11 protein-coding genes are annotated in these 10,195 nt (G+C 58.9%); 4 read left to right on the forward strand and 7 right to left on the reverse strand.

All coding sequences use genetic code 11. The annotated features are described in order from the left end of the window. Window positions 1–208 precede the first annotated feature (208 nt). Both NW820_RS03060 and NW820_RS03065 read left to right on the forward strand, forming a co-directional pair. Complete coding sequence (locus tag NW820_RS03060) at window positions 209–1,780, forward strand: photosystem II high light acclimation radical SAM protein (RefSeq protein WP_414389986.1); 1,572 nt, start codon at window positions 209–211, stop codon at window positions 1,778–1,780. A gap of 129 nt (window positions 1,781–1,909) precedes the next feature. After that, entirely contained in the window at window positions 1,910–2,737 is an 828-nt protein-coding gene (locus NW820_RS03065) for a DnaJ domain-containing protein (protein WP_011434132.1), read from the forward strand. Here the strand turns inward: NW820_RS03065 and NW820_RS03070 are convergent. From NW820_RS03070 to NW820_RS03085, 4 genes are all read right to left on the reverse strand, one after another. Beyond that, a complete protein-coding gene (locus NW820_RS03070) occupies window positions 2,734–3,429 on the reverse strand; it encodes a chorismate pyruvate-lyase family protein (RefSeq protein ID WP_414389989.1) in 696 nt (231 codons plus the stop codon). The genes NW820_RS03065 and NW820_RS03070 overlap by 4 nt on opposite strands. Window positions 3,430–3,561: 132 nt before the next feature. Then, window positions 3,562–4,065, reverse strand: coding sequence for an AbrB family transcriptional regulator (locus NW820_RS03075; protein ID WP_414330730.1), 504 nt, complete (start codon window positions 4,063–4,065; stop codon window positions 3,562–3,564). Continuing rightward, the gene (locus NW820_RS03080; protein ID WP_414406651.1) at window positions 4,062–4,511 is read right to left on the reverse strand and encodes a Fur family transcriptional regulator; all 450 of its coding nucleotides are present in this window, start codon (window positions 4,509–4,511) and stop codon (window positions 4,062–4,064) included. The genes NW820_RS03075 and NW820_RS03080 overlap by 4 nt, the downstream gene beginning before the upstream one ends. Window positions 4,512–4,540: 29 nt before the next feature. Further along, the gene (locus tag NW820_RS03085) at window positions 4,541–4,864 is read right to left on the reverse strand and encodes a DUF1825 family protein (RefSeq protein ID WP_011434128.1); all 324 of its coding nucleotides are present in this window, start codon (window positions 4,862–4,864) and stop codon (window positions 4,541–4,543) included. 150 nt (window positions 4,865–5,014) lie between these two features. Here NW820_RS03085 and cobT point away from each other — a divergent pair, with 150 nt between their 5' ends. Continuing rightward, complete coding sequence (cobT, locus tag NW820_RS03090; RefSeq protein WP_041436788.1) at window positions 5,015–6,142, forward strand: nicotinate mononucleotide-dependent phosphoribosyltransferase CobT; 1,128 nt, start codon at window positions 5,015–5,017, stop codon at window positions 6,140–6,142. Here the strand turns inward: cobT and clpS are convergent. The 3 genes from clpS to NW820_RS03105 all read right to left on the reverse strand — a co-directional run bounded on the left by clpS (window position 6,091) and on the right by NW820_RS03105 (window position 8,951). Beyond that, window positions 6,091–6,396, reverse strand: coding sequence for an ATP-dependent Clp protease adapter ClpS (clpS, locus tag NW820_RS03095; protein WP_011434126.1), 306 nt, complete (start codon window positions 6,394–6,396; stop codon window positions 6,091–6,093). The genes cobT and clpS overlap by 52 nt on opposite strands. A 177-nt stretch (window positions 6,397–6,573) precedes the next feature. Next, on the reverse strand, window positions 6,574–8,415 hold the full coding sequence (locus NW820_RS03100; RefSeq protein WP_414406652.1) for a hypothetical protein: 1,842 nt from the start codon (window positions 8,413–8,415) through the stop codon (window positions 6,574–6,576). Between the two features lie 140 nt (window positions 8,416–8,555). Further along, entirely contained in the window at window positions 8,556–8,951 is a 396-nt protein-coding gene (locus NW820_RS03105) for a hypothetical protein (protein ID WP_414349609.1), read from the reverse strand. A 124-nt stretch (window positions 8,952–9,075) separates the two neighbouring features. On the opposite strand from NW820_RS03105, the gene NW820_RS03110 reads away from it, so the two are divergent. Next, window positions 9,076–9,744, forward strand: coding sequence for a RibD family protein (locus NW820_RS03110; RefSeq protein ID WP_414357546.1), 669 nt, complete (start codon window positions 9,076–9,078; stop codon window positions 9,742–9,744). The last annotated feature ends 451 nt before the right edge of the window (window positions 9,745–10,195 follow it).

Below are 10,195 nucleotides of genomic sequence, written 5' to 3' on the forward strand. Positions count from 1 at the left end.
TGTCTGCCGCTGCGCTTGCTCAATCGCCGCTCTGGCCGATAGCGACTGTGCCAAATTGGGCCCTCTGGAGTCATACCCTCTCCTCAGGTCCGACCCTGCTGGTTGCTTCAACTTTAGCTTATCTTTGTCCCTTCTGGATCCCTGCCGCCGCGCCCCTCAAAAACCGACTAGAGTGAGTGAAGAGATGTAAAGTAAGCTCTCAGGTTGTATGGCCTCGCACCTGAAGATTCAAAAAATCCTTTATGTACGGCTGCCCTGCAACCCCATTTTTCCCATTGGGGTGGTTTATTTGGCCGATCATGTCCACAAGCTGTTCCCCCAAGTTGAGCAGCGCATCTTCGATATGGGCACCTTTCCGCCCCTAGATTTTCGCCGCCGCATGCTGGAGCAGATCGACCAGTTTCAGCCGGATTTGCTGGTTTTCTCTTGGCGGGATATTCAAGTCTATGCGCCGGTGAACGGGCGGGCCGGCAACCTGTTGCAACACTCTTTTGAGTTTTTCTACGCCCGCAACCCCCTGAAAAAATTGCGGGGATCCCTGAATAGCCTCAGGCTGGTGCTGGCCTACTATGGCGAGATTTGGCGCAACACCCGGCTGGTCTGGCAGGGGATCCGCAGAGCCAGGCGCTACAAACCTCACGCTGAAGCGGTGTTGGGGGGTGGGGCAGTCAGCGTCTTCTACGAACAATTGGGCCGCTATCTGCCCCAAGGCACCATCATCTCGGTGGGGGAAGGAGAAACGCTGCTGGAAAAAGTCATCCAAGGGCAAAGCCTAGCCACAGAGCGCTGCTATCGGGCCAAGCTGGAGCAACCTCGCCCAGGTTTGATCCACGAGCCGCCTCAACCTCTGCAAAAAACCGCCTGTGATTACACCTACATCACCGCCATTTGGCCGGAAATTGACTACTACCTAGAAGGGGGCGATTTTTACATTGGGGTACAAACCAAACGCGGCTGCCCCCACAACTGCTGCTACTGCATCTACACCGTCATCGAAGGCAAGCAGGTGCGCCTCAACCCTGTGGATGAGGTGATCCGAGAAATGATGCAGTTGTACGAGCGAGGAGTGCGAAACTTTTGGTTTACTGACGCCCAGTTTATCCCTGCCCGCCGCTACATTGAGGATGCGGAGGAATTGCTGCAGAAAATCCTTGATGCCGGCATGACCGATATTCGTTGGGCTGCCTATATTCGGGCCGACAACCTCACCCCAAAGCTGGCCGAGCTTATGGTGAAAACCGGCATGAGCTACTTCGAGATCGGCATCACCAGCGGATCCCAGGAGCTGGTGCGCAAAATGCGCATGGGCTATAACCTGCGCACGGTACTGGAGAGTTGCCGCTACCTCAAACAGGCAGGATTTAACGACCTGGTTTCGGTCAATTACTCCTTTAATGTTATCGACGAGCGACCGGAAACCATTCGGCAAACAGTACGGTACCATCGCGAGCTGGAAGCCATCTTTGGTCGCGACAAAGTTGAGCCGGCCATCTTCTTCATCGGCCTGCAACCCCACACTCATCTAGAAGATTTTGCTCGCAAAATCGGTGTTATCGACGACCGCTTTAACCCCATGCACATGACTCCTTGGACGGCGCGCAAACTGCTCTGGAACCCAGAACCCCTGGGATCCTTTTTTGGGGAAGTGTGTCTGGAAGCCTGGGATCGCAACCCCCATGATTTTGGCCGCGAGGTGATGGATATCCTGGAGCGTCGTCTTGGCCTGGCAGAGTTGGAAGAAGCCCTGAGCGCGCCTCTAACAGGGGTTTACGTGTCTTAGCTCTTGGGCCAGCAGCCTCGCTGAACCGGGCAGGATATGCTGGTCCGAAAGGAGGGATCCCTGTTGGGGTAAGGTGGCTGGCCTTCGAAGGCAGCCGGTTCTCCCTCTGTTCTGCAACCAACTGCTCCCATGCCTACTCTGCCTGCTTCCCCCACCTACTACCAACAGCTGGGGCTTTCTCCCCAAGCCAGCCTGGAGGAGATCAAAGCTGCCTACCGCCAGCGGGCACGCGAACTGCACCCGGATCGGTTGCCTGCCGATATCCCCGCAGGGTTGCGGCAGTTGGCCCAGCGGGAGTTCCTCCAGCTACAACACGCCTACCGAGTTCTCAGCGATAGCCAGCAGCGTCGGGCTTACGATCTCAGCCTCATGTCCAAACCCTTGCCTCCTCATGCGCCGGTGCAGGTGGTGCTTGAGCCGACTGCGACCTCTGTCAGTTGGCTCGCCCTCTTGAGTGCTGGACTGATAGGGGCTGCTCTGTGTTTGGCGGGCTTGGCCCTTTGGAATGCCCTCAACCCGGCCCAAGACTTGGACGCAGCCGGCAGAGTGGCCCTCCAGGCTCCTGCCAACCCGGATCCCTCTCCCTCGCCCAGGCCAGACTCCGGATGGGATGGGGATCTGCCCGCAACCTCTTCAGAGACGATGACCTCGGCCCCGGCTAGTCTTTCTGAAGCCACCTCTCCACCTTCTTCTGAGCAGATTGACCGCTTTGCCCGCACCCTCCTGGCGGTGCAACCTCTTCTGGAGAGCACCCAAAATCGCCTCCAACAGGCCAACAGCAGCGAGGAACGTCGGCAAATCGAACAACAGTTTGAGGCTGCTGCTGCCGAGATCATCGTCGCCCATCAACTGACCCCAGAGGACTATCAGCGCATCTCCGCCAGCGCCCAATTGGATCCGCAGGTGGCAGCCGCCATCACCGCAGCCGTGCGCCGTTGGAGGTCTCCGTCGCGCTAGCGGGACAGGGCCCTTGCGGCCAGCCGTGGAGAAAACACCTCGTAGATGACGGTCAAAGGCTGGCCCCTGTGCAACAAAAGATAATGCCTAGCCCAGAAGGGACCGGGACACTGCAGCAGCCGGGCAACCGGGTCTGCCTCGCCGTGGTAAAGGCCGCGCAGCTCGCGAAAGGTCTCCAGTTTTTCTTGGATCAGATTTTGGCCAATGGGCCGATCGGGATGGGGCAAGTATTGAACCAGATGTTCAGAGTTCCACCAAGAGGTGGCATAGAGCAAGGGCTGTTGAGAGGTTGCCCCGCACAGCCAAACCCGCCGCCGCATCAAAGGGGATCCCAGCCGCCCCAAATCTCTGGCCAGCTGTTGCATGGACTTGGGGGCAGTGCCCTGCTCTGCCTGTAAATCAACCCGGCCCGTGTCCAGCAGATGAGCCTGAATCGGCTCTTGGATCAAGGCAGCAAGATTACGGGTGGTAAAGCCATCCCCCAAAAGCAGCAAGCGCAGCACGGGATCCACCTGCACCAGCTCAGGCTGTACCGGGTCTGGCTCCCCCTGCCAATGCAGCTGTAGAGGCCACCAATCGCCTTGGCCAGAGGAGACATTGCCCAAAGAGCCATCTGCAGAACGGAGAGCAGCGCTCCAAGGGGATCCGGCAGCGTCGGCATGGCAGGTGAGGGGAGAAGGGGAAAGTTCCAAGGCAGCGGTTCAGTTGTTAAGTTCTGTATCGCCCTTAGTCTAACCCACCCACCATCTCTGCTCCGAGGACTTTCGTGACATACTCCGGCACTCATGCTGATGCACAGAGGGCGGGGCTTCCCGGCGGTCTAGCTAACTCGTGCCCGGCTGAACGAGCAGTCGCACCACCCAGGGGACGACCACGACGACACTGATCAGGCGTGCCAAGTGCATGACCACCACTGTGCTGGTTTGGGCTCCCATGTCCAGGGCTATCAGGCTCATGTCGGAAATGCCTCCTGGAGCTGTGCCCAAGATGGCAGTCAAGCGCTCGATCCCCAGCCAACGGGAGATCAGGTACCCCGACAAGACCCCCGTGCCCACCGCAATCACTGTACAGAGCAGGGCTGGTCGCCACAGATCTTTCAGGGCCAGAAGCGTATCGGCAGTGAGCTTAGTACCCAAAAGAATGCCCAACACCACCTGCATGGCAAAACGGATCCCGGCTGGGGGAGCGGGAATTGGGATCGCCCCCCAGACATTCACCAAACCCACCGCCACCATGGAGCCCACCAGTGCTCCCGCCGGAAGCCTCAGCTTGACCCCGATCAGGGCGCCGGCCAGCCCGATCAACACCGTCCAGAGATAGCTCATCATTTGGGCTTAGCTTTGAGAAAAGAGGAACGCTGTGAGTCCGGGCTTGGCCCAACCCCTCTACGGCACTGGGCACAGACGCCGTAGAAGTCAAGCACATGGTACTCGATCGCGAATTGGTACTGACTGGAAAGCTGTGCCTCCAAATCTTCCACCGGACAATCGGGCAAAGGCACCACCCGCCGACATTCGGTGCAGATCAGGTGGTGGCGGTTGTGGCCATTGCTGGGCAGAACCTGGTAGTAGGTCTGCTGGTCTCCCAAGTTGACCGCTTGCAGCTTGCCCTCATTGCGCAGAGCATCCAAAACTCGATAAACCGTGGCCAGACCGACGGTGTGGTTGGCATTGCGCAACTCCAGAAAGATCTCTTGCGCCGAAAGGGGCTGCGACTGCTGCTCTAGCACCTCCAGAATCAATTTCTGGTTGCGGGTCTGGCGGGAAGAAGACATGATCCCTTCGTGTAGGTCGTTCTTGGGGGTCAACGCTCAGCGTCTGCCTCAGCTTTCATGCGCTCTAGGGTCTGGTGCATCTGGTCAAACATTTGGGTCAGGGAGAGCCCAAACCCCCCAAGCTGAGTTTGCAGTTGTTTGATGGTCATTTGAGCCATAAAGTCGTCGGAGAGTTCCAGCCGCTTCATGAAAATGCGCTGGCGCTCCAGCAACTCCTCCATCTGTTCGATGAAGATTTTTTTGCCTTCCCGGTCGAATTGGCCGTACCGTTGACCAAGCTGCATCAGGTTTTGGAAATCCTGAAACAGTTGCTTGGCTTCCTCTTGGACGATCTCAGAGTCGAAGAAGCTCATGGCCTTCCGTTTGCCCTGAATAAACTGCATTGGGTATACCCATCCTATCCGAATCCGATTGCCTCAGCAGGAGGCAACCCCTCCTGCGAGTACGGGATCCCGCCCTTCTGGCTCAGGATAGACTCTGGCTTGTTTGCCTCGGTGTCCGGTATGCTTCCGTTTCCTTGCGTTAAGGCTTACACTCAGCCGGCTGTGGCCCGGCGGTGGTGCGAACGGGTGCAGGGATCCCGACCTCTGTTTCTGGCCTGCTTGGGGTTTACCGAAACGGCTCTTGTTCCGGGCATTTCGGCTGCCGGCGCTACCCCCTCCTTGCGTCGCTACACAGCTCTTGCCGATGGGGAAGTGTTGCTGGCGGGCCATTCTCACCGCTTGCCCACCTCTCCGGATGGCTATCCTTCCCCAGTGGTGATCAGCTGCGCCATCCTGAGGGAGTTGGGGATCCCGTGCCGAGTGTTCGATTGTGGCTTGCCGGAACCTTTGCCGGGGGCAGAAATGGTGAGCTCTGGGGGAGTGGCCCGCTGCTTGAGCACAGGACAGGCTCTGTCTTTGGAGCAGGTGGGATCCCTTTGGCAAGAAGGGTACGACCGCGGATCCCGGCTGGAGCAAGGCTACTGTGTGATTGGGGAGTGTGTGGCAGGGGGCACCACCACGGCGCTGGCGGTGTTGTTGGGACTGGGGTGGGCAGCAGAGGGCATGGTAAACAGCAGCCACCCGGTCTGCAACCACGCCCAAAAGCTGGCCTTGGCCCGGCAGGGATTGGCCCGTCTGCCAAGGGGAGCTTCTGCTGCTGAGGTGGTGGCGGCAGTGGGGGATCCCATGCAGCCCTTTGTGGCCGGGTTGGCGATGGGCGCAGCGCAACGGGGAGCGGTGCTGCTGGCAGGGGGAACCCAAATGTTGGCGGTGCTGGCCTTGATGCAGCGCTGGGGGGAAGAGCAGGGGATCCCTTGGCCCCCAGAGAACGTGGTGGTGGGAACCACCCGCTGGGTGGCAGAGGATCCCTCGGGCAATACGGTGGCCTTGGCAGAGTTGTTGGGGGTTGCTCCCCTTTTGGCCACCCAACTGAGCTTTGCCAATAGCCGCTATCTGCCTCTACAGGCTTACGAGCGGGGCTATGTCAAGGAAGGGGTGGGGGCGGGTGGGCTGGCCATTGCCAGCAGCCTTTACGCCGGTTGGGGCCAAGCGGAGCTGTTGGCAGCAGTTGAGCGCAGCTACGAACGCCTGGTGCTTCAGGCCGGCTCCAAGGGGGCCATGGTCAACCCCTCCCGCAGCAATTGCTGATGGTAGAGCTCCGCCTGTTCTTGAGGGCCGACCCAAACAACTGCTTGCCCTTCGGCATCCACCTGCACGGTCAGTTGCCGCGCTAGGGGCAAAGTCATGCCGGGGATGTATTTCAGCAGACATTCCGTAACGTGCTGAAAGGTATTGAAATCGTCATCCAAGACGATCACCTTGAAGTGGGGGTAGGGCTGGCGAACCTGGGTTCTCGAGGGCGAGAACTGCTGAGCAGGTCGAGTTGGAGCTTCCGTAGTCATAGCAGAAGAGATCGACACAACTACCGAGTAACTTGGGTCTCTCAGGGGTGAGAAACCGGTCGCTTCTGATGATCTATCTCTATCTAGTTTCTAGTCTAATTGGCATCTTGTTGGCAGCTTGTGTCTGTATTCGGATCCCTTGTCGGTCGTTGGCGTCAGCGATAGAGCATGGTTCCTCTAAAGCTCTTCCCGCAGCGGGCGGCGGGGCTTTTGCCCGCCGAAGTGGCGCTCGAAATACAGGGCAGTGGCCCGGCGTAGAATCCCGGCTTGGGCAAGGGCCTGACACAGGGATCCCCCTGGCGGCAGGTGCTTCTGGATCTGTTCGATTTGGGTGGCACTGACCAATCCAGAAGCCTTGAGGTAGTCGGCCACGTGGCGTCCCCCTGCCAGTTGAACAGAGTAGCCCCCTTCGCTGAAAAATTTGACGGTCTCCGGCTTGAGGCCACTGTGGTGGGCCAGCACATCCGTGAAGGTGCCCCCTTCCTTTTCCCAAGCGTGAATGACGGTTTCGATGCCGGCATTGTCGATCAGGCCAGCCGCCCGCAATTGGGTCAATACCCGCTGTACCCAGGGGGTGGCCCGCTGTAGAGCTTCCAAGTCCTCTTCCCCCAAATACTGCTGCGGGGGCAATTCGCTTTCTGGGGCACTCAGCTCGGCTGCCCAGTCGGCTACGGTCAGGGTCTTGAGATCCTCTGCCTCTGGCCGGGCTTTCTCTGGAGCTGGGGTCGGTGCAGCTGCAGGTGGGGAAGTTCGCCGGGCTTCGGCTAGCGCTGCGGCTAGAGCACGGTTTTCCGCTTGGGCCGCCTGCAGTTGGGCCTGGAGCTGGCTCACTTGGGCTTGGGCTTCCTGCAAGCGATCTTGAGTTTCTCGCAGTTGGGCTTGGGTTTCTTGGAGCTGCACCTGCAAGCGGTGGGTGGCCTCGGCAGCTTCTTGGCGAACGTGGGCTAGGTCGGCAGTTAAGCGCTGTTTCGTGGACTGGGCCAGTTGGAGTTGATGTTGGTGCTCCTGCAGCGACTGGTTCAGGGCAGCCACTTGGGCTTCCATTTGCTGCAGAGTATGACGCAGGTGGGTTTGCTCTTGGAGCTGCTGTGCCTGATCCTGCTGTATCTTCTGCTGCTCCTGCAGTTGGGATCCCAGCTCTTGCAGCTGGTGTTTGGCCTGAGATTGCCATTCTGTCAACTCGTGGCAGCGGCGACGTAGGATTTCCAGCTCTGCTTGGGCGGCTTGCAGTTGCGCGGATCCCTGAGTTTGCTGAGCTTGGAGTTGCTCCTCCAGTTCCCGAATGCGCTGCTGGGCAGCCTTTTGTTGTTCTGTCTCCTGTTGAATTTGGGCTTCCAATTGGGCAATGCGCTGCTGCTGTTCCTGCTGGCGGGCTTGATGGTCGGCAACCTGCTGCAGCGATTGTTCGACCAGGAGCTGTTGCTGCTGCCGCTGCTGCTCCAGTTGCGCTTCTAAGATGGCAATTTGCTCTTGGTAGCGCTCCAGCTGGGCTTTGTATTGCTGGGTAACTCTGTAGGTCTCTTGGGCTACCTGTAGAGGTGAGACGTAAAGAGGGGGCTGATCGGGAATGGTGGACCACTGCTCCACCATCACCTCCCAACTGTTGGCAGCTCCTTTCTGGCGCCGCAGCCGCTGTTGCTTGTCCAAGGCCCATTCCAACCAGTGGGGTTGCACCCAGCCCTGCTGCACCAAGATCTCCCCCAGCTTGCGCTCCGGGTGCTGCCGCTGCTGAATCAGGGCCTGATGGATGTGCTCCAGCTCCAGATACCCATGCAGCATCAAGATCTCGCCGATACGCACCAGTTCGACCGGGATCAACGGATAGAGATCTTGGGGGGCAATCCAGCCGTGCTGCATACACAGCTCCCCCAACATCAAGGGGTTGTCGGCCTTTTCCCACATGGCCTGAGCCAGTTGGGCGGGGGTGAGCAGTCCTGCTCGGTTGAGGGCTTCTCCCAAGCGGATCTCAAACTTTTCCTGCTCGATGGCGGTTGGGGTGGGGCTGGTCGGCGGATTCATTGGGCCTCTCGGACGGGAAGAGTAAGCTCTGCTACAACTATCGTAGTGGAAAATCCTTAGAGAAGTAGCATGCTGCAACCGAAACGCATTTTGTCAAGCCGAGGATCCACGGATTTTGCCGGAAGGTCGCTTTTTAAGTCCTAAGAGGGGCGCTGTTCTTGGCTTTGGGCAAACTGTTGCAGCCGCCGCAGCATCAGCAATTGTCCCAAGCCCAAGGGCAGGAGAGAGACGGCCTCTACCCGCAACTGCACCCAGCCGTTCCCCCACAGCCAGTCACAGTAGCCATCGGCTCCTCCCCACATCAGCAGGCGCAGCCGTTCCGGCAGCAGGGTTTCCACCTGGTGCATGATCGAGAGGGGGCCCCATTGGGCCGCAAAGGTGCTGCCCAGCTCCAGCCTTTCGGGAAGGGATCCCTGCAGTTGCTGGGGCCAGATCCACTGCTGCAACAATCCCACCTCTGTCAGACAGCGCTGCACGGTCGATGCACTGGCCTCGACTTCAACCCGGATGGTGGATGATTGAAATGTTCCTAACATATCCGTTCCGCATGGGCGAGCTGGTGACCGGCACAACAGTCTGTGCCACGGTTCTCCCGGCGATGCCTGACTCTATTCTGGTCAATTTGTGGGGTTTGCCCACCCTTTCCCAGCGATCTTGCCTTTGAATCGTCCCCACTTGGTTGCCATCTTCGCCCAGAGCTTGGATGGAAAGATCGCAGCCCACCGAGCGCAGAGGCCCTCCTTCAGCAGCCCTGAGGACTATCGGCATTTGGAAACCCAAGCTGCCCAGCAACAGGCTTTGATCATGGGGGCCGCCACTCTGCGGGCCTACGGCACCAGTCTGCGTATTCGGGATCCCGAGTTGATCCAACGCAGAACTGCTCAGGGCCTCTCCCCCCAGCCTCTGACGATCATCTGCTCTGGCAGCGGAGATATTCCTGAGGATTTGCCGTTTTTTCGCCAGCCCCTCACCCGTTGGCTGTGGACAACTCCCAAGGGATCCCGGATTTGGCGGAACCGAACCGGCTTTGAGGACATCTGGGTGGCTGCCGATTGGGATCTGCCGGCACGGCTGGCCCGCCTGCGCAGCTTGGGCATTGAACGGGTGGGGTTGTTGGGCGGGGGGCGGCTTTTGGGGGCATTTCTCCAGGCAGGGGCCTTGGATGAGCTGTGGGTTACCCTCGCTCCGGTGCTGCTGAGTGGATATGCCGATGCGCCTGCCAGCATTGAGGGTTGGCAAGTGCAGGGATCCCCGCCCCAGTTGGAGCTGCTGGAATGCCGCCGCGGTTCCAAGGAGCTGTTTTTGCGCTACGGAGTTGAGTGGCCCTGAGAAATGCTCGACACAAACACAAAAATTTTTGGACAAATTCAGATTTCCCGGAAATCCACAGGTTTTCCCCAGACTTTCCACAGGCGGGTGGGCTGTTTTCCACAGGGCCTTTCCCTCAGGGGGCGGCATCGGGGGTTTCTGTGGAAAAGTGGAGGTGGGTAAGGTTCAGGCAATTACACCCTGAGAAACGTAACGGGATCGCGCCGTTTTTTCCGATCCCATCAAGGCCAATGGAGAGCTTTTGTCCTGTTGGATCCCTGACTTGGGATTGACACCCCCCGTGGGTTAAAGGGCAGAATAGCCGCACCTGAGGGTGAGTGGTGTGGAGGTGTTCCCAACCGCTCTCCTCAGAAAAGACTTCATCTGTTCTACAGCCCACGACAGGCTTAGGAACAGTTGTGCATGCCCTCCCTCCCATCCGCCGGGATAGGGGCAAGCTATGAACCTATAT

Origin of the sequence: Synechococcus sp. R55.7 (assembly GCF_047461955.1) — a bacterium.
In the GTDB taxonomy this organism is placed as follows: domain Bacteria; phylum Cyanobacteriota; class Cyanobacteriia; order Thermostichales; family Thermostichaceae; genus Thermostichus.

Bases quoted from the DNA above. Each gene is read 5' to 3' on its own strand.
- NW820_RS03060 (WP_414389986.1), top strand. From the start codon at position 209: ATGGCCTCGCACCTGAAGATTCAAAAAATCCTTTATGTACGGCTGCCC.
- NW820_RS03080 (WP_414406651.1), bottom strand. From the start codon at position 4,511: ATGTCTTCTTCCCGCCAGACCCGCAACCAGAAATTGATTCTGGAGGTG.
- cobT (WP_041436788.1), top strand. From the start codon at position 5,015: ATGCTTCCGTTTCCTTGCGTTAAGGCTTACACTCAGCCGGCTGTGGCC.
- NW820_RS03100 (WP_414406652.1), bottom strand. From the start codon at position 8,415: ATGAATCCGCCGACCAGCCCCACCCCAACCGCCATCGAGCAGGAAAAG.
- NW820_RS03085 (WP_011434128.1), bottom strand. From the start codon at position 4,864: ATGAGCTTCTTCGACTCTGAGATCGTCCAAGAGGAAGCCAAGCAACTG.
- NW820_RS03105 (WP_414349609.1), bottom strand. From the start codon at position 8,951: ATGTTAGGAACATTTCAATCATCCACCATCCGGGTTGAAGTCGAGGCC.
- NW820_RS03065 (WP_011434132.1), top strand. From the start codon at position 1,910: ATGCCTACTCTGCCTGCTTCCCCCACCTACTACCAACAGCTGGGGCTT.
- clpS (WP_011434126.1), bottom strand. From the start codon at position 6,396: ATGACTACGGAAGCTCCAACTCGACCTGCTCAGCAGTTCTCGCCCTCG.
- NW820_RS03075 (WP_414330730.1), bottom strand. From the start codon at position 4,065: ATGATGAGCTATCTCTGGACGGTGTTGATCGGGCTGGCCGGCGCCCTG.